Here is a 24,972-nt window from a genome sequence, read left to right as displayed (position 1 = left end):
TCACATCAAATGTTGCGAAGATTGATTTGATTTTTGTGAGGGAGAGACGAACGTCGCGGGAAGGGTGATAGTAATGCTCGTCCCGTGGTTAGCTTCGTCGGTGTTGCTTGAAATCTGAAGCATGCCGCCCCAGCCCTTTACGAATTGATTCACGATCCACAACCCTAATCCAGTCCCTGAGCCCTGTTTGGTTGTGAAGAAAGGCTCGCCAGCTCTGCTCTGATGTTCCTGCGGAATTCCCCTGCCAGTGTCGGCCACAGTGATATGGATCTCTTCCTCAACCTCTCTAACAGAGATAGAGATCGCGCCCCCTGATGGCATCGCATCAATGGAATTCGAAATGAGGTTTGAGAACACCTGATGGAATTCTCCTTTGAGGGCTTCGATCGGACGAATGTCAGAAAGCGACTTCACCACATCGATTGCAGACGCCCGAAGTCTGGTTTCATAAACTAACAAAACCTCGTCGATCAGGGATGGCAAGTTGATAAGCACCGGCCGCGAAGTATCTCGATAGAATCCGAGCGTATGACGCGCGATGTGCGACACGCGCGCCACTTCCTTCTCTGCGGTAGCAAGGTAGTCGCGAATTTTTTCAATGCTCCCCCGCGAAATTCTGGCTAGATAAATGAGGTTCAGCACAGATTCCAGCGGATTATTGATCTCATGAGCGATTGTCGCGGCCAGGCGGCCCGTAGCTGCGAGCTTCTCGGTCAAAAGTAGCTTCTGTTCCTTCTCCTTGCGATTCGTCACATCCATCAGGAAGATGGAGAGTCCGTCTGCCGATGGGTAGGCGTTGACCTGGAACCATTTTTCAAGCGGAGCATAGTAGTCTTCCAGCCGCTTCACCGTGCCCTGACTCATGGCAAGACGGTACATCTGCGCAAAAGCGGTATCAACTGCTTCAGGAAAAACCTCCCAAAGATTCTTACCCAGCAGCGGTGGAATGTCGACCCCGATAAGCGCGGCGTATTGGGAGTTGGCATAGCAAATACGCCAATCGCGGTCGACAAAGATGAATGCCTCTGAGATGCTCTCCAGCATGCTCCGGTATCGATATTCAGCGTCCTCTGCCTTGCGGCGAAGCTCCTGCTCGCGCGCCGTTAGTTCCGTGCGCAGCTGGTGCATACTGACATGGGTTTGCACCCGGGCCAACAATTCTCGCGCGGTGAACGGTTTCACCAGGTAGTCGTCCGCACCAGCTTCCAGCCCTTCGGCTTCTGCCTCTTCGCCCGCCCGCGCAGACAGCATCACAATCGGGATTGCCGCTGTTTCGGCATGAGAGCGCAGCGCGCGCAAAAGCCCAAAGCCATCCAGGCGCGGCATCATGACGTCGGTCAAAACCAGATCTGGTGGCTGCTTCAGAACTGCCTCAAGCGCTTGCTGGCCGTCTGAAACCGCTGTTACGTCGAAGCGACGCGAAAGAAGCCGTTGCAGGTACTCCAGCATGTCGCGATTATCATCGGCTAACAGTATTCGTGGTCTCGCTACACTCGTATCATCCGCGGAAGGCAATACCGGACACGCGTGCGCTCCCAGCGGATCACCAACCGCCTCCACCTCGGATACCTCATCAGGCAGCCAGCGGAGTGCCTCTTGAACAAATGCAGTCGACCCTTCCCTGAGTGCGAGTTCATCTTCATCGCCGGCCATCTTGTCAGCGGGCAGATGCTGGCGACCGGTCGGAATAGAAACCGTGAAAGTCGATCCCGATCCCAGCTTGCTCTCCACCCGCACTTCGCCGCCATGCAGTCGCGCCAGTTCACTTACCAGCGCCAGGCCAATGCCGGTTCCTTCGTGGGTTCGCCCGATAGCTCCTTCCACGCGATGAAACCGGTCAAAGATTCGCGGCAGCTCTTGCTCAGAAATTCCTGCGCCCGAATCCGCAACGCTGAACTCCGCTCTCCCGTCGCGATATTCCAGCGCCGCCCGCACCTCTCCCGAAAGCGTAAATTTGAACGCGTTCGAGATCAGGTTGAGCACGATCTTCTCCCACATGGCTGGATCTACATAGGCTGCCTCATCGGAGAGATTGCATTCGATCGTGTAGCGCAGCCCGGCCTTCTCCATGGCCGAACGAAAGATGCTCGCCAACTCGGCGGTATATTCTCCCAGGTTTACCCGGCGATAACGCGCGCTGATTCGACCCGCCTCGATACGCGAAAAATCGAGCAACGTGTTTACCAGCTTCAGCAAACGCGTCCCGTTCCGATGTGTCGTCTCGATATTCGCAACATCGGCCGGCGCAAGTTCTGACCTGCGCGCCAGCAGATCCTCCAGCGGCGCAAGCATCAGGGTCAGAGGGGTCCGGAATTCGTGACTTACATTGCTGAAGAAGATGGTCTTGGCGCGATCGAGATCAGCGAGAGCCTCCGCGCGCCGCCGTTCCTGCTCGTAGGCTTCGGCATTAGCGATGCTCGCTCCGATCTGGCTCGCCAGCATCTTCAGAAAGCCCTTGTAATTATCATCGGGAAGGCGAAATGGATTCAGGCCGACGATCAGCACGCCATTGTGCGCCGTATTTCCCACTTGGGAAATGGGAACGATCGCCGCGCATTCCACGGACTCGCCTTCATCGCTTTCCGCAGTTTGAGGAAAGAGATATTGAGCGTCAGAAACGATGCGGATATCGTTGCTTCGGATCACCTCGGCAATCGGCCAGCGGTTCGCTTCTTCGCGCCGGATCACCCCCGGCACAGTCGCATCCTCTTCAGCTACCCGCACCGTTCCGGCTAACTCAAGATCACTTTGGTTCTCGGCAGAGATGTAAATCAATCCGAACCGCACATCCCGGCTGGTTCTGAGGCTTTCCGCCGTAAGCTTGCAAACCTCGCGCCAGTTCCGCGCATCCGCCGTCCGAAAAGCAACATCCCTTAAAGCCGCAATCTGCCGCTGGCTGATGATGCGATCTGTGTCATCGGTATTGGCGCAGATGATTCCGCCGGTCCCGCCCTGGTCGTTTGGAACCGGGCTGTAGGAAAAGGTGTAATAGGTCTCCTCGCGATACCCATTTCGTTCCATCATCAGAAGAAGGGATTCGTCGTAGGTTCCTTCGTTGGTCCGCATCGCAAATTCAGCGCGCGGTCCCACCTGGTCCCAGATTTCGTGCCATACCAGCCGGGCCGGCTGGCCCAAAGCAGTTGGGTGCTTCCCGCCAAGAATGCTCTTGTACGCATCGTTATGAAGGTTGATGAGGTCATCGCCCCACCAGATGAACATGGGCTGACGGGACGTCAGAATGATACGGACGCACGTCCTCAGGCTCTGCGGCCATTGATCGACTGGCCCGAGCGGCGTCGCCGCCCAGTCCGTCTGCCGCATTCGAGCTCCCAGCTCTCCTCCGCCGGAAAAAAGCTCTACCGCTTTCGTCAATGAACTGGATCTCTCAATGAACGGCAGGTCGCCGATCGCCCCATCGATCTCCACCAGAAGCTCCGAAACCTTGATTTGTGATCGCCCTAATGATGACTCGAGCACAGGTACTCACGGCCACATTTGGGTTATTTCCATTTTGGAGAATTTTCGAGATGCCCTTGCGTTGGACCGACTTGGGATTGGTTCATGCCCCCGGTGCAAATGCTCCCTGTGCGGAGAGCAGTACCAAATCGACTTCTAGCGTTGTATCACGGTTTATGCCGGACTTTCCAGCCCAACATCCTCGCCGCCCCAATTCGGAGCGGATGCTCCTGTATCCATTCCAGGAATCTCACCAGCCGCCTGACGGATGGAATGGTCGAACACCTGCGCACATGCGGGGCAAGGCACGCCACAAGACTGTGAAACCACCCGTGGAAAGCGGGTGATATGGAGGAACAGCAGGCATCCCCGCAGGGGCCCACAAATCCCCACAATTCCAGCAGCGGAAAGAATGGATGAGGATGGAAATTACTGATCTAAATGGTCGGGACGGGCAGATTCGAACTGCCGACCCCTCGCACCCCAAGCGAGTGCTCTACCAGGCTGAGCCACGTCCCGACACGATCAAGCCGGCCCAGGACGAGCCGGCTCTTTAGGGTCTTTATCAGTTTACAACAGCAAAGCGATTCGATATGCAGACAAACCCTGAAAACTTGCATCGACGCTTTGGTCGCAAATTTCTCCACGTAAAAGCGCCAACGGCGCCTTACTGCGTTGGCGGAACATACTCCTGCGGTAGCGCCGAGCCATCGCCAAAGAAGAATTCTTCCATCTGCTCCACCAGGAATTGCTGTGCCTGCGGCGTCCACGGCTGCAGACGATACTCGTTGAGCAGCATCTTCTGCCGCTCCACCCACTCACCCCATGCCGCCTTCGAAACGTTCTTGAAAATCTTCTGCCCAAATTCTGAGTCGAAGGGTGGCTCGTCCAGCCCTTCCATCTCGCGCTTGTTGCGAACGCAAAAAACCATGTGCGCCATCGTTCAAACTCTCCTTAGCCATTGTATGGGATGAGCAGCATCATGCAGCGACTCCCGCGAATCCTTCCTGTACGAAGGATTGCGTACAGCTATAACTCGATGGTTACTCCCGTGCATCCCTAGAATATTCTTGACAACCCCCATTTTTCCCTGTTTCCTGAGGGCGTCCAAAGATTTCCATTTTTAGGCGTTCCATTCTGTCATCTGTAACGTTTCCAATGCCATCGACACAATCTTTGGGCAATCCGAAGATGGTGCCTGTACCGAAATCGGACAGGATGCCATCCATTCGCGAATTGCGCACACATGCGCGCTGGACCGGAGCATTTCTACCGCACCAGCTCCTATCAGATTGAAATGCCGTCCCTCCGGATTCACGCTCCCACGGCATGAAGTGTACCTTCTCTTGGAGAACGCAATGACAGACCAGATTCAACCCGTAACCAGTTCCTCAGGCCTCTCGGATAACTCCGCAGGAGGACTCGCCTACCTCACGTTTATCCCAGCCATCATCTTCCTGGTGATGGAGCCCTATAACAGGAACCGGTTCATCAAGTTCCACTCCTGGCAATCCATCCTGCTCACCGGCGCGGTCATTGCGTGGGACATCGTTTACGTGATCCTCACGATTGTGTTGAGGGGCACCCTGGGCCTGGGATTGCTAATTTCGCTGCTTGGCTTTGTGGTCGGTGTAGGCTTCTTCATCCTCTGGATCATCGCTATCATCCAGGCCTTCAACGGCAAGAAGTTCTCGATTCCTGTCATCGGTGCCATCGCAGAAAAGCAGGCCAACAGCTAAAGGCCCTCCCGTAGATTTCCCGGCCCCGCGTGGCCCTCAAAGCATTTGCCAAAAATTAAAAGGAGCTACCGTGTCCGATTTTCCCACTCCCGTACCCGCATCCTCAGGCCTCTCTGACAACTCCGCAGGCGCGCTCGCCTACGTCACCATCATCCCGGCCATCATCTTCCTCGTGATGGAGCCATACAACAGGAACCCGTTCATCAAGTTCCATGCCTGGCAGAACGTCTTCCTGTGTCTCTGCATGTTTGTGCTCGGGGTCATCGGAATCATTCCGATCCTTGGATGGCTCGTCCTTTTCCTCGGCATGATCGTGCTCTTCATCTTCTGGCTTCTCGCCATCATCAACGCTTATAAGGGCGTGATGTACAAGATCCCCGTCATTGGCAACTTCGCCGAGAAGCAGGCAAACTCCTAATCGCGCTTCGTATTTCAGGCTCGGCGCTGAACGCATTCCTTCAGCGCCGCTTGCCTTTGCGCTTTGTATGCTTGGGCTTCTTGCGCTTCGGCGCAGCTGGAGCCACTCGCGGCGTACCATCCTTGTTTTTCTTCTTTGGGCCTTTTCTGGTCTTCGTGGCGGCAGGAGTCTTCCGCGGCTTCGCGCCCGTCAGCGGAATCCCTTCCTCAACAATCGAGAACTGCAGCTTCCTCTCCTGCGCCAGAATCTTGTCCAGAATCACCTGCACACGTTGTCCCGCGCGAAAAACCCGTCCCCACCGGTCGCCCACAATCTCGTGCGTATGTTCGCGCCACGTGTAGCGGTCGTCGCGCAGCGAATCAATCGGCACCAGCCCTTCCACAAACAGGTCCGTCAACTCCACAAACAGCCCATACTTCGCCGGATTCAGCACCAGCGCGGCAAACTCCTCGCCCACGCGGTCCTGCATAAACCGAACCTTCTTCCACTCCACCAACTCGCGCTCAGCCTCAGCCGCCCGCCGCTCCGTCAAGCTCGTTTCATCGCCAATCTGCGCCAGCTCGTCCTCCGCAATCACCGGCTCCAACAAATCGCTAGGCATGGGGTGCCCCATCCTCGCCGCGCCTTTGTTTTTGCGGCTAGGGTGGGCTAGCACAATCCCCCCCGGCAGCCCCTCATTCACATGCGTCCAGGGCGAATCCAATCTCCCCGCCGCAATCTCACCCTCGCCGTTCACACCCCTCCGCAGCAGCGCCTTCGTAATCCGATGCACAATCAGATCCGGATACCGCCGAATCGGCGAAGTAAAGTGCGTGTAGCTCGGCGCAGCCAGCGCAAAGTGCCCCACATTCGCTTCCGAGTACTTCGCCTGCTTCAATGACCGCAGCATCAGGTAGCTCAGAATCCGCTCCTCCGGCTTGCCCTCAATCCGCCCAGCCAGCTTCTGGTACATCCGCGGCGTCACCGCAATCTCTTCCGCCACTTCATGCGTTCGCGCCTTCCGTCCGCTGCGCTCAGCCTCTCTGCGATCCCCGCGTGTCTGAATCTTCTTCACCGGCAGCGCGCCCAGACCAAGCGAATAACCAAAGCTCGCCGCCTGTTCTTCAAACTCCACAACGCGCCGCGGCTCCGGCCGCTCATGAATCCGATATAGCGAAGGCACGCCCAGATCCTCCAACCAGGTCGCTACGCATTCATTCGCCGCTAGCATAAATTCTTCAATCAGCCGGTTCGCCCACGTCCGCTCGGCCTTCGTCACGCCGCGCATCTGCCCTTGTTCATCAAACTCAATCAAAGGCTCCGGCAAATCGAAATCAATTGACCCGCGCTCACTGCGCCGCTTGTTCATCAGCATCGCCAGCCGATGCATCAGCTCAAAATCTTCCGTCATCTCCGGATACTGCGCGCGCATCTCCTCATCGCCAGAGAGGATCATGTGTACCTTCGTATACGTCATCCGCGCCGCCGAGCAGATCACACCTTCAACAATCTCGTAGCTCTCAAGATTGCCCTTCGCGTCAAGCTGCATCACGCAGCTCAGCACCAGCCTGTCTTCTTCAGGTCTCAAGCTGCATATGTCGGTCGAAAGCTCCTGCGGCAGCATTGGTATCGCGCGATCCGGAAAGTAGACACTCGTCCCACGCAGCCTTGCCTCTAGATCAAGATCGCTTCCCTCGCGCACATACTCCGCCACATCGGCAATATGCACCTGCAGCTCATACCCGCCATTCTTCAGCTCACGCACCAGCACCGCATCGTCAAAGTCGCGCGCCGTCTCGCCATCAATTGTCACAATCGGCAGCCCGCGAAAATCGCGTCTCTGCGCCACTTCTTCCAGATCGAGCCGCGCCACGCTCCGCGCCTCCGCCAGTACATTCTCAGGAAACACGCGCGGAAGCTGATGCTTTCGAATCATCATCTCCACATCCACGCCAAAATCGTCGGGAGAGCCTAAGACCTCAATGACTCTGCCAACAGCAGGCTTGGTCGGAGTAGGCCAACTAGTAATCTCCACATCCACAATCAGCCCATCTAGATCGTCATGCGCATCCGTTACACGCGCTTCACTCCCCAGCACGCGATGCGAAGCAACACTCTCCTCAGCTTTAGGAATCTCTGCACCCGGTGGAATCAAAATCGGCTGCGTCATCCGCTCATCAAACGGAATCACAAGATTCCCCTGCACCCGTTCCGACTTCGAATACCGAAACGTCCCCACCACAGTCGCATTGCGCCGCGTTAGCACACGCGTAATGCGCCCCACCCGTCGCCCATCGTTACGTGGCGGACCCACATCCACCAGCACCTGGTCGCCCTGCATCGCGCCATTGATCTCATCCGGCGGAATAAAAATATCGTCCGTAATTCCCGAGGGCTGCCTCGGGTTTGGCCGCACAAACCCATACCCATCGCGATGCAAATCCAGCCGTCCCGCCGCCATGTTGTCGCGACCCCCAACAGGCCTGTTCCCACCTGACCCGCTTCCGCCTGAGCCGGCAACAGCCCCCGGCACGCCCCATAGCTCGCGATCGAGCTTCACCAGCTCGCCGCACACCGTAATCCGCGCCAGCTGCTCCAGCAGCAGCCTCCGCTCGCGCCCGCCGCCCAACCCCAGCTCGCGTACCAGCTGCTTGTATCCAGCCTTGCCACCCGCAGACCGCGCAATGCGGCTAATCAGTTCTCGATCCGTCATAGCACCAGCCTACAGCCCCCGCCGTTCTCGGCTCGCAAGTCAACTCCAAAAAAACACCGATAGTGTCTCAACTCAAATTGCTTTTGTGTCAGGGCACGACTTTAGTCGTGCCGAAAAGAGCTGAAATAAGAATTGGGCTTTAGCCCCCGCGTTCAAACTGACCCACGACCAAAATTCGCCTCCACCCAACAACTCATGTATGGTGAGCCCATGTCCACCGTCGCCCACGCGCGCGGAGTTATCGCAGGCGCAGCCATCCTCACACTCTTCGGAGCCGTCTGGTGCATTCTCGCCCTGGCTCTCTGGCACGCGCATCCCATCTGGTCCATCCCCGCCGGCATTGTCGTTGCTATCGTACTCATCACGCTATGCCTCCAGCGCCTCATCTCCTGGAGAAAAATTCCCAGCATTGACGACCCCATCGCTGCAGCCAAAGGCAAACGTGCCGGCATGTGGTTCGGAATCATATTCACAGCCGAAGGCCTGTTGATCGGACTCGCAGCGGGGCTCCTCAACCATCTCGGCCTCGGCGACTGGATTCCCATCGCCGCCGCCGTCATCATCGGCCTGCATTTCCTGCCCCTGGCCCGCCTCTTTGAAGTGCCGCTCTACTACTGGACAGGAGCGCTCTCCCTGCTCGGCATGATCGCATCTTCTCTAATCCCTGATTCCGGAACACGCACACTCTGCGCCAGCCTCATCATGGCCGCCATCCTTTGGCTCACAGCCGCGCTGCTGCTGGTGAAAACCCATCCCACGCAGCCCGCCTGAACCCAGAATCCATCCTTATTCCCACTCCGAAACCGACGTGCACAGCAGTATCTTGCTCAGCACCTTTTCAAATATTTTTCCGCGAGCGTCCCGGGCGCATACCGCGTCAACCCGAGTAGAATGGCAGCAGCCGCGCGGATTCGCACGATTTTCCCCCGTCGCCATCTTATTTTGGAAGTTATTGGAAAGGAATTACATTGAATCGTATGTGGAAACCCAGCCAGCCCGAGACCCCGAATGCCACCCCCACCCCCGAGGCCCCGCGCTCACCAGCGCCGCCAGTGGCTTCGCATGAGCCCGCGCGCGCCACTGCCGCGGTCTCCGGTGAGCAGGCCACCATTACCAAGGGGCTGTTCATCAAGGGTGAAATCACCGGTACGGAATCGCTGACCATCGATGGCAAGGTAGAGGGCAGCATCGTGCTCAACGGCAACCGCTGCACTGTCGGCCGCAATGGGCAGGTCGCAGCCAGCATTACTGCTCGTGAAGTCGTCGTTCTCGGCAAGGTCCGCGGCAATGTCTCGGCCACCGATCGCGTCGACATCCGCGCGGAAGGCGCCGTAACCGGCGACGTCTCGGCAGCACGTATCAGCATTGAAGACGGAGCCTTCTTCAAGGGCGGCATCGACATCCGCAAGTCAGACGCGCAGGGTAAGGCGGCAGCTCCCGCAGCAGAGCCGGCCAAAGCCACCGTCTAAACGCAGTCCCCGCGGCTCACCGCCGCGTTTACATTACAGCTCGTTCACCGAGCCCTGCTCAGGCAGGGCTCGTGTGTCTTCAATTCAATGCCCCAATAGCAATAAAAGAAGTGTCATCCTGAGCGAAGTTTCGCACGTCCCGCGCGAAACGAGTCGAAGGACCTGCGGTTGCTTTTGCTCTTGCTTTCGTCCACCCACCACAACACTCGGGTGCCCCATTCTTGGCGCGTCTTTGTTTTTGCGCCAAGGGTGGGATAACACTCCCGCTAGCTCTCCACCATCGGGCTAACCACTAACCACGAACAACTCACCGCGCCAACCCCAACCTCTTCCAAACCACCCTCGGCAGCGTCGACCCCATCCGCTCCAGCACCAGCCACGCCACAGCCATCCAAAGCGCACTCCCCGCCACCAGCACCAGCAGATCGCCCACCCGGCTCGTCGCACCCCCGTCCCGATGCAGCGCATGCATCAACACGCGCATACCCACGCTGAAGACCAGCCACACCGCGCCGCCCGCAGCCAATGCCGCCAGCACGCACCGCCCAATCTCCGCATAGTCCAGCCCGGCCAGTGAAACCATCCGCCGCTGATGCAGCAGCACAGCCAGCGTCACCGTCTGCAGCGTAATGCCAATGTCGGAAGCAATCGCCAGCCCCGTCGCGCCCATCCAGTGATACATGCCCGCATAAATCGGCAGCGAAACAAGGGTCACAATCGTTCCCGCTACCATCGGCGTAAAAGTATTTCCCGCCGCATAAAACGCGCGCGCATAAATCGTCTGCGCTGACCAGAGAAACATCGACAAGCAGAAGATCGAGAAGTACATCACGAACCATCCGGAATCGCTGCGTGAAAAGCGTCCGCCCCGGAACAACAGGTCCACCAGTGGCATCGCCAGCGCAATCAACCCGGATGCCAGCAGAAATCCCATCGACACCACGCGTGAAACCGAGTCCGCCACACCCGTCGCAAACTCAAATCGCTTGCCCTTGGACCACAGGCTCGTAAAGAACGGCATCGTCGCTACGCCCGCTGCCTGCGCCAGCATCGCCATTGGTGCGGCAAACAGCCGCTTCGCATAATTCATCAGTGAAATCGCGCCACCGGTCGACGAAGCAAAGTGGGTAATGATCCAGCTATCCGCCGTCACCAGCGAGACGCCCACAATCAGCGGCAGCGAAAGCTTCACCCACTCGTGCAGCCCTTCATCCTTCCAGTCCAACATCGGCTTCACGCGCGTCCCGGCGCGCCGCGCAAAGATCCAGTTCAGCAAAAACGGCCCCAAAAACGCGCCCGCCGTCGTGCCCAGCGCCAGTGAGGACACTCCCATCTTTTGCACCAGCAGTACGCCGCCAAAAATCGTGCCCAGGTTATAAATCAGCGGAGTGATCGCCTGGATCGTGAACTGCTTTCGCACCAGCAGCACAGCGCCCAGCAATCCGCCCGAAAAAAAGAACAACGGCCCAGGCAGCAGAATCCGCGTCAGGCTTACACACAACGCCACCTTGTCCGGGCTAAAGCCGCTGAACCACCACTTCACGTAATAAGGAGCCAGCACCTCGGCCAGCACAATCGCCGCTCCCAGCACCAGCAGCATCGTCGTCAGAATCACAGAGAGCGATCGCTCAGCCTCAGCCTCGCGCGCGGAATCGCGGTAGCGCGTCAGCATCGTTACAAACGTCACTGAAGCCGCGCCACCCACCAGGAAGTACATAATCATGTCCGGCAGCACAAACGCCGCATTGAAGGCATCCGCCTCCATGCCGCTGCCGAATTTATGGGCAATGTACTGCGTCCGCACCAGCCCGATCAGGCTCGACACCAGCGTCGAAACCATCAGCAGAAGCGTCGCCGTCGAAGCCGTATGCGCCCGCGAAGGCCGCAGCACGCCCAGCACCCGCTTCCACATCGGCATCGCCGCAGGCCGCGCTATCTCTCCGGTTGAACCTTGCTCTATCACTAACCTAGATTTTATCCGCGCGCATCATTTACCCGTTCTCCCACAAAAGTTTGTGATCCTGAACGGAGCCTCCCACCCATTAAGGCGTGTCATCCTGAACATAGGCACACGCCCCCACCAGCGTGTCATCCTGAGCGATAAATATGGTTTGTCATCCTGAGCGAAGTTTCGCGCGTTCCGCGCGAAACGAGTCGAAGGACCTGCGGTTGTTCTTGCTTTTGCCTTTCGTCAGCTCCACCACCACAGCCGGCTGCCCCATCCATGGCGCAGTTTCATCCGCCATGGGTGGGATAGCAACCCGCTATCCTTGATAGCGTCGTGTCAGAGCGCGACTTTAGTCGTGCCGAAAATGACTGAAAAGCGACCGGGCTTTAGCCCCCGCGTGCTTTTAGTTCCTAACCCCTCAGTCCCCGTCTTTCTGTATTCTGTTCCCAATCAAAAAACTCGCGGAGCACCCCATCATGCGCCCAGTCGCCGCCGCTCTCATTTTCGCCAGCACGCTCATTCCCGCATCCGCGCAAGCCATCCACGGCCGCGACAACATCACCCTCCCCGCACCGCCCGCCACCCAATCCAATCCCGTCTTCGACAACTACTTCGGCACAAAGATCGTCGACAACTACCGCTGGCTCGAAGACGCAAAAAGCCCCGACACCCGCGCCTACATCGAAGCGCAGAACGCATACACCCAGCGCTATCTCAAGCAGGCCCACATCCGCTCGGAAGTCGTCGATGACCTAGACGCCCTCGAGCACGTAGCCCGCTGGTCCACACCCATCGACCGCAACGGCGCTCTGTATTTCACCAAACGCCTCGCCGGAGAAGAGCAATCCTCCATCTACATCCGCCGCACATACACCGGCCCCGTCTCTACGCAACGAGACGAGCGCCTTATCGACCCCGCCCAGCTCTCCCGCGACCCCAACACCTCCGTCTCGCTCTCCGCCGTCTCGCACGATGGAACCTTGCTCATCTACGGTCTCCGTCAGGGCGGAGCCGACGAAACCGCCCTCCACGTCTACAACGTCAAAACCGGCAAGACCCTCGAAGACGAGCTCCCCGCCGGCCTCTACCGCTCCGTCGCCTTCACGCCCGACAACACCGCCTTCTTCTACACCATCCAGAAGCGCACCGGCACCCTCCTTTACGAACACAAACTCGGCGAGCGCCCCACCAGGGACGAGCTTCTCTTCGGCCATGAGTTCCGCGGCGAGCCGCTCGGCCCCATCGATCTCTTCTCCGCCTCCGTCACCGACGACCAGCATTACCTCGTCGTCACCGTCAATCGCGGCGTCCCCGCGCGTCGCGTCGACATCGTCTTCAAGGACCTCACCAAGCCTGCCTCTGGCAAACCAGACACTTTCTTTGAACCCCTCATCTGGGGCGTCGATTCCCGCTTCTCCGCCATCCGCGCCGAAAACGCCTGGTACGTCCTCACCGATTACAAAGCCCCCAACTACCGCCTCATGAAAGCCGATCCCGGTATCGTCGTCGACTCTTGGACGCAGATCATTCCCGAGTCCACCGATGTCACCGACGACTTCTCCATCGCCGGCAATAAAATCTACCTCCGCCGCCTCCACGACGTGCAATCCGACATCACCACCTACACCCTCGCCGGCAAACCAGCCGGAAAAGTCTCACTCGACGGCATCGGCACCGCCTCCGGCATCTCCGGCCGCCCCCGCCAGCGTTACGCCTGGTTCAGCTTCGAGTCCTTCATCCAGCCGCCCACCCTCTACCGCCTCGACACCCTTACCGGTAAGCACGACATCTTCGCGCAGCCTAAAATCCCCTTCAACCCCGCCGAATACACCCTCAAGCAGGCCTTCTACACCTCAAAAGACGGCACCAAAATCCCCATATTCATCGCGGGCAAAAAGGGAATCAAGCAGGATGGCTCCATCCGCCTCCTCATGTCCGGCTACGGCGGCTTCAATCTCTCCATGACTCCCCACTGGAACCCCGAATGGGCCTGGTGGATGAGCCAGGGCGGCTGGTTCGCGCTGCCCAACATGCGCGGCGGCGGCGAGTACGGCGAAAAATGGCACGAGCAGGGCATGTTCGAGAAAAAGCAGAACGTCTTCGACGACTGGTTCGCCGCCGCTCAATACCTCATCGACAACAAGTACACTTCGCCCGCGCACTTCGCCATCACCGGCCGCTCCAACGGCGGCCTGCTCATGGGCGCATCCTTCACGCAGCATCCCGAGCTCTTCGCTGCCGTCTGGTGCGGCTACCCGCTCCTCGACATGCTTCGCTATCAAAAGTTCGAGCAGGGGCCGCAGTGGACCACCGAATACGGCTCTGCCGAAAACGAAAAGCAGTTCCCGTTTCTCCTGGAGTATTCTCCATACCAAAACGTAAAGGCCGGCACGAAATACCCCGCCATCATGTTCTTTACAGGCGACTCCGACACCCGCGTCGACCCGCTCCACGCCCGTAAAATGACCCCGCTCGTCCAATCCGCCAGCACCAGCGGCCGGCCCGTCTTGCTCCATTACTCGCTCGCCGGCGGCCACTCAGACGGCATCAGCGTCGAGCAGGCAGTCCAGGACCACGCCGACGAAATGACCTTCCTCTGGACCGAATCGGGCCGATAAAGGACAGCAGACCGGGAGCCGCATAACGAGCGGCTAAATCAAAACCGGCTTGCTGTCCACTGCTGTCCAGCATCGGGGCGGTGGACATGGTAAACGGGGAACCATGTTCTATGACGACAAGCGCAACTGCTTCTTCGCAGATTGGCGCGACAAGAAGGGCAAGCGTCACCGCAAAGCCTTCACATCAGCCAAAGCTGCCCACGCCTATGAGGTCGAGCAAAAGCAAATTGCCCGCCCTCATCAGACGCGGAAGGCACTCTTAGCCACATCCTCCGCGTCGCATACAGTGGCAAAAAATGTGAGCAAAATAGCATCAATCGCATCATCGCGCAGATGGGCGGGCAAAAGCCGCGTGAGGTCCGGGCGGCAGACATAGCGGAGTTCTGCGCAAGGCTGGAGGCTGCACCATACACCCAAGGCACTAAGGCGCTGTATGTCTCTGCCGCTAAGCGCGTCTTCAAGTGGCTGCACAAAGTGCATGGGACTGTGGATCACAGCGATGTTTTCACTCGCTTTTTGAACGTGAGGCCTCGGAACATTGTGGCCACAGAGGATGAGTGGAACCGTGTCAACAAGAGCCGTAATCGCGGCTATAGGCTCATGCTGCATTTTTGCTCGGTGCTGGCATTGCGAAGCGGAACAGCGGTCAAGCTGAGCCCGGAGCATTACGATTCGCGGCTGCGCGAAATCAGGACAACCACAAAGTACGGAACGCCCATCACCATCCCGATTCCCGAAGACATTGCAGCAGTCCTCGATGAGTGCGACTTGGACAGCAACGAGCCATTCGTCAAGCAATTGTGGAGTGAACATGGCAATGCCAAGGTGGTCGGGGCAGACACCGTGCGGCGTTACCACAGTCGATGGCGCAAGCGGATCGGCATCGAACGCGACCTCCGCTATCACGATTTCAGGCGCGCCGCCGCCGTCGCCGTCTACAGGCGCACACGTGACCTGAACGCAGTGAGAAATCTACTGGCGCACAAATCGCTGCGCTCAACCGTTCACTATCTTGACCACGACCGGGAGCCAGTAGAAGCCAGCCTGCTGGAGGCCGTGCGCTTTAACTCAGAAAGGAAAATCGCATGAGACGACCGGCCATCGCATCGGCACTGGTGGAACGAACTGAGGCAGACACCATCCACACGCTTCATGCGGTCCTGAACGAGCGGGACCGCACACCAATCATCGAACGGGCCTTGCGGCACTGCAAAGACGCCTGGGATCACGCACACGGCGTAGCAATCGAAAAGGGCAAGACTCAAGCTGAGGCGCTACGCATGGCACAGGTGGCCTACAAGCTGGCGCTGCCCAAGATGGACTCCCGCGCGGCCATAAAAGCGCACATTGCCGCCGTCGCGCAAGGCATCGCGCTGGAAGTCTTCAACGGGCGCGACGGTTCACAACTGCTTTACGCGGCACAGGTTGCCATGACCCTCCACCAGACGAAAGGAACGAAAAAATGACCACCCCACCCCCCACCCCTCAAGTCATGGGCGCACTGGTGCCGCAATCTCCCGCTGCGGCGCTGCTTTCCCATGCCCTTTGCCGCGCGGCAGAGGACATCTGGGACGCAGCCGTCGCCGAAACCACGTACGAGATGTACTCCCAGGTCCGCGTCGTCGCCTCGCGCCTCCTGGCGCTTTGCCCGGCAGATTGAGAGAGCGATGCCCATCGTCAAAAGCCCGAAGAAAAAGCCAGAGGTCAAGGTGGTCCGCTGCCCGGTGTGCCATCGCACTCATGTGCCGGATGTGGAGTTCGGCCCATTCTGCTGCGCGTCCTGCCTCCAGACGGTCATCCGGCCACTCATCCTCATGGACCCGAAAAGGCCGCGCTGACTACCACAGGTTGTGGTATCTCTTGCAAGACACCACAACCTGTGCCACACTCAGCCCATGACAACGAAAGCCGAAGATGCGCTGGCGTCGGTTGCTCATGCCGACATTGCCGCGCAGCCAGCCAGTGCAGCCGGGGCAGCGCACTGGCTGGCCAACCCCACCAGCACGGAAGTTAAGCGCAAAACTCTGCTCGATCTGTGGACCGAGCAATTGCAGCAAGGCTTGGAGGTCGAGTGTCCATCATCGAAGTGAAAGTCATCGCAGCGATTCGGCGCTGGTGCTACGACAGCGCAAAGTTGGTGTCCGGCAGAGGGAACAACTACCAGCATCGCGGCTTTCAGCGGCGCGATGAGCGCAGCTACGACGCGCGCCAGGTGAGAGTGCTCGACTTTGAGCGCGCGTTCTCAAAGCTGCCTGAGCAAAATCAGGTGTTGCTTCTGTTGGCTCACCGTGACGGCATCAGCGAGTGTGAACTTGCGGCCATGATTTCGGTGTCGCCCAACTCAATGCGGCGCTGGCTGATGGACACGCGGATTGCGTTGGCGACGTTGCTAGAACACCAGAACGCGCTATAGATACACGAGCCCGAAAAGCCTATAAATACACCAAACCTTTACTCGGCGGCGCGCCTTTTTGTGTGCTCCGCAGGCCACGCTCACGCGCGGCCCACTCCGCACAGGGGCGCGCGTCTAACTCACCCGCTCGCGTAGCGCGCTCGTTTCGCCCGGCGCGACTCCGACGCGCCAGGCTCGCTCCATGCTCCTTCGTCGCCGCGCTCGCTCGCGTCCCCTCCGGGCCGCGCGGCCCTTCGCGGGCCGGTCGTTCGCGCACCGCTTCGCTGCTCACTCCCTGCGCTCCATCCGTCGCGCACCCGCGTCCCCCGCGCGCTTCGCCTTCGGCTCAGTGCGGGCCGATTAAACCGGCCCGCAGCCCTGCGCGCTGCGCTTGCAGAAACCGTAAACGACTGTAAAAGACATTCGCTTCGCTCACCGCTGCGCCTGCGGCGCTGCCGCGCGGCGCGGCTCGGTCGCGCGTGTGCTCGATCAATCGTGTAGCACCTGGTCAAGGGCGCTTCGCGTGGCTTCGCCACTCCGCTGCGCTCCGCCCTTGACTGGCGGTGCAGGGATGCCATCTATGAGCACACGCGTTTCTCTCGCCTCGCTTCGTCCCTGCGTCTGGTGCGGTCAGCCAGTCGGTAGCCTTCACATCTTCCTGCGTCTGCCGGTCGCGGTCGGCGGTCGCACACAGCTTTACCTCTGCTCCACGGGCTGCCTTCACGGGTGGGCCGCACAAGAGCAACGCGCAGCCTACGACCTGACGCTACAGGCCATCAATGCACATTGGCCGTGCCACACGCCGTCATAGCACGGCGCACCAGCCCGCCGCTGCGCGGCGGGCTGTCCACAGTGTGCTGTCCATAATTCTTTGGACAGCAGCGCGAACCCGCGTAGTTACTGAAAAAATAAAAAGGGGCTTGACTCTGGACCGAATCGGGACACTAATCGGCGCAATTTCCCCTCCTGGTTACCTCAGGTACATGTCCCTGAGTAATCTCACGCAACGCCGCTCCTGGCCGATAAACTCACCACGCAAGAATTCCTACCTTGGAAGAAATATGCCTTCGACCTCGCAAGAAAGGGGAGGCGGGGAGCAGCAGGATCATCCATGACGCAAGCAGGCGCCACCAAACTTGAGCAGAGAAAGCAGATCTCCGCGGCAACCGGAACAGAGATCGCCCGCGTCGCCGTTCTGCATGAGGCCGGCATTCTCGACACGCCGCCCGAGCCCGCCTACGACGCCATCACGCGTCTCGCCGCCGACTTCTTCCACGTCGACGCCGTCACCATCGGCTTTGCCGACCAGACCCGCCTCTGGGTCAAATCGCACTACGGCCACGGGCCGGATGAACTCCCTCGCGGCATGTCGCTCTTCGATCTCGTTCACAGCCAAGGCGGCATCATCGTCATTCCCGACTGCACCGCGGAACAGAGCAGTCAGGCCATTCAAATGCGCAAGCGCGGCTTCCACTTCGCCGCAAGCGCGGGCATCCGTCTCGCCGGCCACATCGTCGGCACCCTCACGCTGCTCCACGGCACGCCCCGCGCCCCGCTCACGCCCTCTGAAATCGAAACCTTCGAAGACATGGCCGCCATGGTATCGAGCCACGTCGAGCTGCGCCGTCTCCGCCTCAGGGACGCCGCCAGCCAGCCCGCACTCCTGCGCCGCTCGCAACACCGCGGACGCTCCGCCCCGCACCCGCTCTGGCCCTCCGCCTCAGATCTACACCACGCCCTCGAACGCAATGAATTCGTACTTTACTACCAGCCTGAGGTCGAGATCGATACCCTGCGCATCGTCGGCCTTGAAGCTCTCATCCGCTGGCAACATCCCGAGCGCGGCCTCGTCCCGCCCATGGATTTCATCCCCCACGCCGAGCAATGCGGTCTCATCCACTCCATCGGAGACTGGGGCCTCGCCGAAGCCTGCTCGCAGATTCAGGCATGGACCCAGGACAGCCCGGACAACGGTTCGCTCCGCGTCTGTGTAAACCTTTCCGCGCGCCAGTTTCTCCGCGCCGGCCTCAAGGATCACGTCCATTCGCTTCTCCTCCAGGCCGGAGCCACAGGCCGCCAGCTTGGCCTTGAAATGACAGAGTCCGTCTTCATCCACGATGTTCAGGCCGCATCTGAGGTCCTGCGCAGCCTACGCGGCCTCGGCGTCTCGCTCTCCATGGATGACTTCGGCACCGGCTACAGCACCCTCTCCAGCCTCCACTCCTTCCCCTTCGACACCCTCAAGATCGATCGCTCCTTCGTCGGACGTCTCCAGGACGGCGATCAGGCCCTTCACATCGTCCGCACCATCATCGAGCTAGCCCGCGCCCTCGACATGGGCGTCATCGCCGAAGGCATAGAAACTGCGGAGCAATACACCATCCTCCGCCAGATGGGCTGCAGCCACGGCCAGGGCTTCTACTTCGCCCGCCCCATGCCCGCCGCCGACATCTCCCGCCTCCTCCGCGCTCCCAACCGCATCCTCCCTCTCCCACAAACCACCCCCCGCGTCGCCTAACCTTCTACCCGTTCAATCAAACAGCGCTAAATAAAAAAATGCGTGTCATCCTGAGCGAACGGGGCCCCGAGCGTATTTCAGCTCGGGGGTGGTGAGTCGAAGGACCTGCGGTTGTTCTTGCCTTTGCCTTTCCCATCCGCGCTACAAAATTCGGGCGCCCCATTCATGGCGCGTTTTTGCGCCATGGGTGGGACAGCACTCCCGCTCGTTCTCCCACCGTCAGGCTGAGAACAAACCACCAACCACCCTGATCCTTCCCAATCCGGCACCACCCACTACCCAATCCCAAACCGGCACACCCCCACCCCACCCACACACAATTTCCCGCTCAAGTACACAAACTCCGTCCTATGCTTCCACTCATGCAGACCTCGACAGCATTCGCACCCTCCCCCAACCCCGGCATCCAGCCGGACAGCTTCGCAGCCTTCCTGGCCCGGCTCGCAGATCTGCCCGACTGGGATTCCGATCCGGCTGTCGAGCCATCCGGCACGTACGCATCCTCCGAACCAGCCGAGGCAGGCGAAGAAGATCTCGCCTCCCTCAGCTACGAGAACGCACTCCGCACCCCGGCCCTCAAAGCAAACAGGGCAGGGAACTCTCAACCCCTAAAACCAGCCTCCAAAACCGCTCTGGCCATCCAGCCCTCCCCCAAATCCCTGGAACCCAGAGCTCAGGAATTCAGACCACTCGAAATCATCGAGCCCCGCCACGCCCGCACCACCATCCGCTTCACCGCGGGCGAAAACAAGCTTCTCCGCAAGCGCGCTGTGGAAAACAACATCGCCGTCTCCGCCTATGTCCGCTCCTGCGTCCTTGAGGTGGAATCCCTCCGCGCCCAAATCCGGCAGTTCCAGCAACTGATGACGGAGCTGCGCCCTCCCCAGACGCCGCGCCCCCAGATGCAGCCCCTCACCGCCCGCGCACCCCAGCCGGTCTCCACGCTCCGCCTCGACCCCCGCGTCCAGGCAGCCTTCGACGCCCAGAAGCGCATCTCCATGCAGCCCTCCCCCACACTCCCGCAAAAACAGCGCCCCGGCCTCTTCAGCTTCCTCTTCGGCAACCGCCGCAGCGCCTGAAGCCCCAACAACGAGTGTCATCCTGGACGAAATTGCTCTCCCCAAAGACAACGAGTGTTACCCTGAGCAAAGCCTGCTCACCCCAATGAAGTGTCATCCTGAGCTAACGGGGCCCCAAACGTTTTTCAGTTTAGGGGTGGTGAGTCGAAGAACCTGCTTTTGCTTTTGTCGCACGGGTAGGACAGCACAAAAACAGGCCAAGTCCACCCCCTGTGGAAAACTTGTCAAGCCCCAAATCGAAAAATAGTTTCTAACTCGCTGATTCTAAAGATCAACATTTTTCGTCCACTTTGCACATAATTAACTTTCCTTTTGCGACAATCAATATAGAGCAGAAAAACAGACGGCGCGGCCTCCAGGTCGCGCCGTTTCTTTTTCTGCCCAAACTCAAGGAGACCGCCATGAGCTACAACGTCGAGCCCTGCACCCACCCGTACCGCAATCCCGCCCTCAAGAGCTGCTGCGAGGCCCGGAACCTCGCCCTCTTCCTTGCCACTGAAGAGGAAGTCGACCGTCTCCTGAAGAATCCATATCACCATGGCCACTCCCGCGAAGAGATCGCCAAGGCTGCAACTCAGCAGACCATCTTCGCCGCCGGATCCAACGCCTTCCTGGCCCAATTGCCCGAACTCGATTCGCGCCAGAACGTCCGCGACTACGCTGCCTGCATCGCCCACGCCATGGCGCTCGACGTCATTGATCCCAACCACGGCCCCAAGCTCCTCTACGCCGCCCAGGTCATCCTCAGCTCCTATCGGGCGGAGGCCAAAGCAGTGGCGCAGGATCCGGCCAGAGCCACCGAAGCCGCCGCATGACCCCCACCCCCACCCCCCTCCCCCATCCCCTCTGCACCAGAAATGGTGCAAAGAGTCTCAACTCGAAACCGCTCTTGGGTAGTACGACCGGCATCGTGCCGATCCAGGTACCAGGGGGCTTGCAATTTTCACCGCGCTGTTCATTTCAGCCAGCGCGGTCAAAATCGCGTGGATATGCTGTGGAAAAAAGGACAAAAACCCCAGAAAATACGGGCAAAACCCAACAAATTCAATAGAATAAAAGGCGAAGAGATCGTCAGGCCCTGCGCAGCGTCTCAAAATCCGCAACTCGCGTAAGCTATTGATAATAAGTAATATATTTAGCTTTCGAATTCTCCTTGACACGCCCTTCGCGCAACCCTACTATGCAGCCAGAAAGTTCTGATGGCCTTGCCTCCGTTGGAACTATTCTCCCTAGGAAGGAGCTGCCCATTGCCGGGGCGGCTCTTTCCGTTTCTAAGTCCTAATTTCTGCCGCCTTCGGCTCCGATGGGATCAGACCACTCATTCCCACAGGCTTCGCAGCGCCAGCAATTCGCCCAACTTGATGTACCCGGTAGTCGATCACCGTCTTTTATCTCTTCAGTACACAGAACTGGATCTTCGGTTCCACATTGCGGACACTTGGCCATTGAGAAATCCGGAACTTCCATTTTGGAATCATCCACAATCTCTTGTGGAATCGGCTGCGCAATGATTCTCCGCGCTTCCTCAAGTTGATCTGCAGCAACCTGAATGCGAAAGCCAGTTACATCGAGAGCAGGAGTAGCGAAGTATCGGGTCGGATCGAGCAACCAGTTATCAATGCCGGCGCGGTCCAGCATTTCTCTGAGCTGCCAAGCCTGTTCGCGGGTATCGCACTCACACAACTCCGTCTTCCACGTGTACTCATGCGGCGGCGCACCATCTTCAACATCGTCGACGTGCTCCACATCACCATCCAACTCAACACCGCGATCAAATCGCAATCGCCCCGAATCCTGCTGCACCTCCGCAGGCTTCTCCGGATCGCCCAGCCCACGCTTCCCCATCTCGACGCGCAGAACCTCCCTTGCCACATTGGTCAAGTCGGAATACCGGCCAGCAAGCCGCACCAGCTCGCCATCGTACATCTGCGCATAGTGCTCAGAGAGCTTTCGCCACTGTTCGTTCAGATCATCTTCCATAGTGTAAGCAGTATAAGAGCCAATCGCCTTTCATGGCTGCGGCCGAATTCCAAAGTCGGTCAACATCGACCGAATCACCACCCGCACCGTTACCGTAATCGCCGCCCAGATGCACGTCCAGAAAGCCACGCGGCTGAACGGAAGCAGAATGCCGCCATCTTTCAAGTGAATGTTGAAGCCAAGATTGTCCGGCAGCACCGCTCTCACAATCACGGCAAATAGAATTCCTCCCGCCCACACCAGGGCGATACGAAAAGCAAGCAGCACGGACTGTCCAAGAATGGTCTGCGCGGGCAAGGCGTTCCCCTTTCGATACAAGAGACACTAGCCGAACGATGAAGTCACAACTTTACCGAAATAGCAGCCAACGATACAATCAGGAGAGTGCGCCGACGTAGCTCAGCTGGTAGAGCAACTGATTCGTAATCAGTAGGTCACCGGTTCAATTCCGGTCGTCGGCTCCATCCTTCCGCGTTCTTTCTTTATCACTTAGGACGACTGTATCTCCTCGGTATACCGAGCAGCCTATGGTAGCCTCCGTCCATGTTCGGGAAATTGTCCAGAAAACTCTCCTGCTTGCTCTCACTGCTGCTGTTGGCGCTGTTTGCAAAAACTCTATTCGCGCACGTAGAGCGCGTAGAGATCGCCTCGCGTGAAGACGTACTGGACGGCAAAATCTTCGGCGCGGCAGGCGCATACGAGCGCATCACGGGCACCATCTACTTCTCCATTCCCGTAAACAATCCTCAAAACGCCGCCATCGTAGACCTCAAAAACGCCATAAATCTTCGCAATGGCGAAGTCGAATTCTCAGCAGATTTCATGGCCATCCAGCCCAAGAACCCAAAGCTGGGCAACGGCTCGCTGCTGCTTGAAAATCCCAACCGCGGCCGCAGCGGCATCATTCACCTCGTCGATGGCGGTGACTGGAATATAGCCAAAGACGCCGGAGACGCATGGCTCCTGCGCCAGGGCTTTTCCTTCGTGACCCTCGGCTGGCAGTGGGATGCAGCCGGAGCTGGAGCGCTAGGCTTTCACGCGCCCATTGCCAGGGAAAACGGCAAGACCATCACAGGCCTCGTGCGCGGAGACCTGATGCTCTCAAAACCCATGCCTGAAATTCCGCTCGGCCATCTCACAGGCGGCAACATCGGCGGCACAGAGTACGCCGTCAGCGCCCCTGACGACGCGAGAAACACCCTCACCGTACGCGACTCCCGCAACGCTCCACGCCGGCTCATCCCGCGCGCACAATGGCAGTTCGCGCATACAGTCGATGGCAAACTCGTTCCAAGCGACCGCTTCATTCATCTCGACGGCGGCTTCGAAGAAGGCAAAATCTACGAGTACGTCTACGTCGCCTCCGATCCGGTAGTCGCAGGCGGTAGCTTCGCAGCCTTCCGCGATTTCGCCTCCTGGGCCAAGCACGATCCGAACACACTCACACCCGCCGCGCGCGTTTACGGAGAGGGTATCTCGCAGAACGGTCGCTTTCTCCGCGACTTCCTTTATCAGGGCTTCAACACAGATGAAGAAGGCCGCATGGCGCTCGATGGGGTCCTCGCGCACGTAGCCGGAGCCGGCCGTGGAAACTTCAATTACCGTTTCGCGCAGCCCTCGCGTGACGCGCAGCCAACATCGTCGGTCTTCTATCCGGTCGACATATTCCCCTTCACAGACGAGCCGGAAACCGACCCCACAACCGGCGAGAAGGCCGGCCTCCTCGACCGCGCCGTAGCAGACAAAACAGCTCCGAAAATCTTCTTCTCCAATACCTCTTACGAATACTGGGGCCGCGCCGCTGCCCTGATCCACATCACCGCAGACGGCAAGCGCGACGCAACAATCTCCAGCAATGTCCGCATCTACCACCTGACCGGCCTGCAGCATTTCTCCGGCCCATGGCCGCTGGCAATCGGAAAGGGCGACGGCGACGGACAGGAGCCGCAATCGCCTCTGCCAGTCCGATATTTCTGGCGCGCCATGATCACCAATATGGACGCCTGGGTACGCAGCGGCACGGAGCCACCGCCCAGTAGCTATCCGCGCATCGCAGACGGCACGCTCGCCCCAATCGAAAAGTACAACTTCCCAAAACTTCCCGGCGTGAATCTCCCATATGAAGCCAATGGAGCCGTCCATCTCGATTTCGGACCCGAGTGGAAGCAGGGAATTGCCACCATCCAGCCTCCCAAAGTAAGCGCAGCCTTTCCTGTCCTGGTGCCGCAGGTCGACGCCGACGGCAACGAAAAAGACGGCGTTCGCCTTCCCGAAATCACGATCCCGCTCGCCACGGTCACCGGCTGGAATCTCCGCGATCCCTCCATCGGAGCGCCTGCCGAGCGACTCGCATTTGAGGGCTCGTGGATCGCCTTCCCAAAAAACGCCGAGGAGCGGAAGAAAACCGGCGACCCGCGTCTCTCAATCGCCGAGCGCTATTCCAGCGAAGAAGATTATCTAACCCGATACAGCCAGGCCGTCGATGAACTGATCCGTCAGCATTGGATTCTGCCAGAGGACCGCGACGCCATGATGGCCCGCGCCAAACAGGAGTGGATGGAAGCCCTCCGATGACGGGTTAGCTGAGTTCGTGAACCAAGTCAGGTACTGTTATCCACCAGCTTTTTTTGCTCAGTCTTAATTCAGGACAGCTTATCCACGCT

General features: G+C 58.9%; 24 protein-coding genes and 2 tRNA genes. 17 read left to right on the top strand and 9 right to left on the bottom strand.

The window, feature by feature from the left end:
• The 3 genes from VO84_RS07040 to VO84_RS07030 form a co-directional block, all read right to left on the bottom strand.
• On the bottom strand, positions 1 to 3,321 hold the full coding sequence (locus tag VO84_RS07040) for an ATP-binding protein (RefSeq protein WP_157439776.1): 3,321 nt from the start codon (positions 3,319 to 3,321) through the stop codon (positions 1 to 3).
• 577 nt (positions 3,322 to 3,898) lie between these two features.
• A tRNA-Pro gene (locus VO84_RS07035) sits at positions 3,899 to 3,975 on the bottom strand.
• A gap of 148 nt (positions 3,976 to 4,123) precedes the next feature.
• Complete coding sequence (locus VO84_RS07030) at positions 4,124 to 4,396, bottom strand: oxidative damage protection protein (RefSeq protein WP_058186823.1); 273 nt, start codon at positions 4,394 to 4,396, stop codon at positions 4,124 to 4,126.
• A gap of 418 nt (positions 4,397 to 4,814) precedes the next feature.
• On the opposite strand from VO84_RS07030, the gene VO84_RS07025 reads away from it, so the two are divergent.
• Positions 4,815 to 5,195 (top strand): DUF4870 domain-containing protein, encoded by a 381-nt coding sequence (locus tag VO84_RS07025; RefSeq protein ID WP_058186821.1) that lies wholly within the window; start codon positions 4,815 to 4,817, stop codon positions 5,193 to 5,195.
• A 70-nt stretch (positions 5,196 to 5,265) separates the two neighbouring features.
• A complete protein-coding gene (locus tag VO84_RS07020; protein WP_058186819.1) occupies positions 5,266 to 5,613 on the top strand; it encodes a DUF4870 domain-containing protein in 348 nt (115 codons plus the stop codon).
• Between the two features lie 40 nt (positions 5,614 to 5,653).
• Here the strand turns inward: VO84_RS07020 and VO84_RS07015 are convergent, their stop codons facing one another.
• Complete coding sequence (locus VO84_RS07015; protein WP_058186817.1) at positions 5,654 to 8,305, bottom strand: ribonuclease R family protein; 2,652 nt, start codon at positions 8,303 to 8,305, stop codon at positions 5,654 to 5,656.
• Between the two features lie 210 nt (positions 8,306 to 8,515).
• On the opposite strand from VO84_RS07015, the gene VO84_RS07010 reads away from it, so the two are divergent.
• Positions 8,516 to 9,076 carry a hypothetical protein gene (locus tag VO84_RS07010; protein WP_058186815.1) on the top strand — a complete coding sequence of 187 codons (561 nt, stop codon included), beginning with the start codon at positions 8,516 to 8,518 and terminating at the stop codon, positions 9,074 to 9,076.
• Positions 9,077 to 9,282: 206 nt separating this feature from the next.
• Positions 9,283 to 9,774, top strand: a complete 492-nt coding sequence (locus VO84_RS07005; RefSeq protein WP_058186812.1) for a bactofilin family protein — start codon at positions 9,283 to 9,285, stop codon at positions 9,772 to 9,774.
• Positions 9,775 to 10,081: 307 nt separating this feature from the next.
• On the opposite strand, the gene murJ is transcribed toward VO84_RS07005, so the two are convergent.
• Together murJ and VO84_RS23135 are read right to left on the bottom strand one after the other, a co-directional pair.
• A complete protein-coding gene (gene murJ / locus VO84_RS07000; protein WP_157439775.1) occupies positions 10,082 to 11,737 on the bottom strand; it encodes a murein biosynthesis integral membrane protein MurJ in 1,656 nt (551 codons plus the stop codon).
• A gap of 151 nt (positions 11,738 to 11,888) precedes the next feature.
• The gene (locus tag VO84_RS23135; protein ID WP_269431406.1) at positions 11,889 to 12,020 is read right to left on the bottom strand and encodes a hypothetical protein; all 132 of its coding nucleotides are present in this window, start codon (positions 12,018 to 12,020) and stop codon (positions 11,889 to 11,891) included.
• A gap of 178 nt (positions 12,021 to 12,198) precedes the next feature.
• Between VO84_RS23135 and VO84_RS06995 the strand changes: the two genes are divergently transcribed.
• The 7 genes from VO84_RS06995 to VO84_RS06970 all read left to right on the top strand — a co-directional run bounded on the left by VO84_RS06995 (position 12,199) and on the right by VO84_RS06970 (position 16,753).
• Positions 12,199 to 14,340, top strand: coding sequence for a prolyl oligopeptidase family serine peptidase (locus VO84_RS06995; protein ID WP_058186808.1), 2,142 nt, complete (start codon positions 12,199 to 12,201; stop codon positions 14,338 to 14,340).
• Positions 14,341 to 14,673: 333 nt separating this feature from the next.
• The gene (locus VO84_RS06985) at positions 14,674 to 15,429 is read left to right on the top strand and encodes a tyrosine-type recombinase/integrase (RefSeq protein ID WP_058186805.1); all 756 of its coding nucleotides are present in this window, start codon (positions 14,674 to 14,676) and stop codon (positions 15,427 to 15,429) included.
• Positions 15,426 to 15,806, top strand: a complete 381-nt coding sequence (locus tag VO84_RS06980) for a hypothetical protein (protein WP_058186803.1) — start codon at positions 15,426 to 15,428, stop codon at positions 15,804 to 15,806. The genes VO84_RS06985 and VO84_RS06980 overlap by 4 nt, the downstream gene beginning before the upstream one ends.
• The gene (locus VO84_RS22455) at positions 15,803 to 16,000 is read left to right on the top strand and encodes a hypothetical protein (protein WP_157439774.1); all 198 of its coding nucleotides are present in this window, start codon (positions 15,803 to 15,805) and stop codon (positions 15,998 to 16,000) included. Before VO84_RS06980 ends, VO84_RS22455 begins: the two co-directional genes overlap by 4 nt.
• 7 nt (positions 16,001 to 16,007) lie before the next feature.
• Entirely contained in the window at positions 16,008 to 16,178 is a 171-nt protein-coding gene (locus VO84_RS22450; RefSeq protein ID WP_157439773.1) for a hypothetical protein, read from the top strand.
• Between the two features lie 57 nt (positions 16,179 to 16,235).
• Positions 16,236 to 16,430, top strand: coding sequence for a hypothetical protein (locus tag VO84_RS06975; RefSeq protein WP_058186802.1), 195 nt, complete (start codon positions 16,236 to 16,238; stop codon positions 16,428 to 16,430).
• Positions 16,412 to 16,753: an RNA polymerase sigma factor gene (locus VO84_RS06970; RefSeq protein ID WP_058186800.1), complete on the top strand. Its 342-nt coding sequence runs from the start codon at positions 16,412 to 16,414 to the stop codon at positions 16,751 to 16,753. The genes VO84_RS06975 and VO84_RS06970 overlap by 19 nt, the downstream gene beginning before the upstream one ends.
• A gap of 19 nt (positions 16,754 to 16,772) precedes the next feature.
• Here VO84_RS06970 and VO84_RS22445 read toward each other — a convergent pair whose 3' ends face one another.
• Positions 16,773 to 17,024: a hypothetical protein gene (locus VO84_RS22445; RefSeq protein ID WP_157439772.1), complete on the bottom strand. Its 252-nt coding sequence runs from the start codon at positions 17,022 to 17,024 to the stop codon at positions 16,773 to 16,775.
• A 288-nt stretch (positions 17,025 to 17,312) separates the two neighbouring features.
• Here VO84_RS22445 and VO84_RS22440 point away from each other — a divergent pair, with 288 nt between their 5' ends.
• The 4 genes from VO84_RS22440 (at position 17,313) to VO84_RS06955 (ending at position 21,144) form a co-directional block, all read left to right on the top strand.
• Positions 17,313 to 17,543 (top strand): hypothetical protein, encoded by a 231-nt coding sequence (locus tag VO84_RS22440; RefSeq protein ID WP_157439771.1) that lies wholly within the window; start codon positions 17,313 to 17,315, stop codon positions 17,541 to 17,543.
• A gap of 300 nt (positions 17,544 to 17,843) precedes the next feature.
• On the top strand, positions 17,844 to 19,250 hold the full coding sequence (locus VO84_RS06965) for a sensor domain-containing phosphodiesterase (protein ID WP_058186798.1): 1,407 nt from the start codon (positions 17,844 to 17,846) through the stop codon (positions 19,248 to 19,250).
• A 362-nt stretch (positions 19,251 to 19,612) separates the two neighbouring features.
• Positions 19,613 to 20,329: a hypothetical protein gene (locus tag VO84_RS06960; RefSeq protein WP_157439770.1), complete on the top strand. Its 717-nt coding sequence runs from the start codon at positions 19,613 to 19,615 to the stop codon at positions 20,327 to 20,329.
• 401 nt (positions 20,330 to 20,730) lie between these two features.
• Complete coding sequence (locus tag VO84_RS06955; RefSeq protein WP_157439769.1) at positions 20,731 to 21,144, top strand: hypothetical protein; 414 nt, start codon at positions 20,731 to 20,733, stop codon at positions 21,142 to 21,144.
• A 463-nt stretch (positions 21,145 to 21,607) separates the two neighbouring features.
• On the opposite strand, the gene VO84_RS06950 is transcribed toward VO84_RS06955, so the two are convergent.
• Positions 21,608 to 22,309, bottom strand: coding sequence for a DUF2007 domain-containing protein (locus VO84_RS06950; RefSeq protein ID WP_058186792.1), 702 nt, complete (start codon positions 22,307 to 22,309; stop codon positions 21,608 to 21,610).
• Positions 22,310 to 22,339: 30 nt separating this feature from the next.
• Positions 22,340 to 22,606: a hypothetical protein gene (locus VO84_RS06945; protein WP_058186790.1), complete on the bottom strand. Its 267-nt coding sequence runs from the start codon at positions 22,604 to 22,606 to the stop codon at positions 22,340 to 22,342.
• A 91-nt stretch (positions 22,607 to 22,697) separates the two neighbouring features.
• Between VO84_RS06945 and VO84_RS06940 the strand changes: the two genes are divergently transcribed.
• Positions 22,698 to 22,773, top strand: a tRNA-Thr gene (locus tag VO84_RS06940).
• 79 nt (positions 22,774 to 22,852) lie between these two features.
• Positions 22,853 to 24,883, top strand: coding sequence for an alpha/beta hydrolase domain-containing protein (locus VO84_RS06935; protein WP_058186788.1), 2,031 nt, complete (start codon positions 22,853 to 22,855; stop codon positions 24,881 to 24,883).
• Positions 24,884 to 24,972: the final 89 nt, after the last annotated feature.

The organism is Occallatibacter gabretensis (genome assembly GCF_001449115.1).
Classification (GTDB): domain Bacteria; phylum Acidobacteriota; class Terriglobia; order Terriglobales; family Acidobacteriaceae; genus Telmatobacter; species Telmatobacter gabretensis.
The sequence above is the reverse complement of the archived record's forward strand: the minus strand, read 5'-3'. Positions and strand labels throughout refer to the sequence as shown.

Bases quoted from the DNA above. Each gene is read 5' to 3' on its own strand.
- VO84_RS07025 (WP_058186821.1), top strand. From the start codon at position 4,815: ATGACAGACCAGATTCAACCCGTAACCAGTTCCTCAGGCCTCTCGGAT.
- VO84_RS06950 (WP_058186792.1), bottom strand. From the start codon at position 22,309: ATGGAAGATGATCTGAACGAACAGTGGCGAAAGCTCTCTGAGCACTAT.
- VO84_RS07015 (WP_058186817.1), bottom strand. From the start codon at position 8,305: ATGACGGATCGAGAACTGATTAGCCGCATTGCGCGGTCTGCGGGTGGC.
- VO84_RS06965 (WP_058186798.1), top strand. From the start codon at position 17,844: ATGACGCAAGCAGGCGCCACCAAACTTGAGCAGAGAAAGCAGATCTCC.
- VO84_RS07030 (WP_058186823.1), bottom strand. From the start codon at position 4,396: ATGGCGCACATGGTTTTTTGCGTTCGCAACAAGCGCGAGATGGAAGGG.
- VO84_RS07010 (WP_058186815.1), top strand. From the start codon at position 8,516: ATGTCCACCGTCGCCCACGCGCGCGGAGTTATCGCAGGCGCAGCCATC.
- VO84_RS22455 (WP_157439774.1), top strand. From the start codon at position 15,803: ATGACCACCCCACCCCCCACCCCTCAAGTCATGGGCGCACTGGTGCCG.
- VO84_RS06985 (WP_058186805.1), top strand. From the start codon at position 14,674: ATGGGCGGGCAAAAGCCGCGTGAGGTCCGGGCGGCAGACATAGCGGAG.
- VO84_RS06975 (WP_058186802.1), top strand. From the start codon at position 16,236: ATGACAACGAAAGCCGAAGATGCGCTGGCGTCGGTTGCTCATGCCGAC.
- VO84_RS07005 (WP_058186812.1), top strand. From the start codon at position 9,283: ATGTGGAAACCCAGCCAGCCCGAGACCCCGAATGCCACCCCCACCCCC.
- VO84_RS06995 (WP_058186808.1), top strand. From the start codon at position 12,199: ATGCGCCCAGTCGCCGCCGCTCTCATTTTCGCCAGCACGCTCATTCCC.
- VO84_RS22450 (WP_157439773.1), top strand. From the start codon at position 16,008: ATGCCCATCGTCAAAAGCCCGAAGAAAAAGCCAGAGGTCAAGGTGGTC.
- VO84_RS22440 (WP_157439771.1), top strand. From the start codon at position 17,313: ATGAGCACACGCGTTTCTCTCGCCTCGCTTCGTCCCTGCGTCTGGTGC.
- VO84_RS06980 (WP_058186803.1), top strand. From the start codon at position 15,426: ATGAGACGACCGGCCATCGCATCGGCACTGGTGGAACGAACTGAGGCA.
- VO84_RS07040 (WP_157439776.1), bottom strand. From the start codon at position 3,321: ATGCGGCAGACGGACTGGGCGGCGACGCCGCTCGGGCCAGTCGATCAA.
- VO84_RS06960 (WP_157439770.1), top strand. From the start codon at position 19,613: ATGCAGACCTCGACAGCATTCGCACCCTCCCCCAACCCCGGCATCCAG.
- VO84_RS06955 (WP_157439769.1), top strand. From the start codon at position 20,731: ATGAGCTACAACGTCGAGCCCTGCACCCACCCGTACCGCAATCCCGCC.
- VO84_RS23135 (WP_269431406.1), bottom strand. From the start codon at position 12,020: ATGGCGGATGAAACTGCGCCATGGATGGGGCAGCCGGCTGTGGTGGTG.
- VO84_RS06935 (WP_058186788.1), top strand. From the start codon at position 22,853: ATGTTCGGGAAATTGTCCAGAAAACTCTCCTGCTTGCTCTCACTGCTG.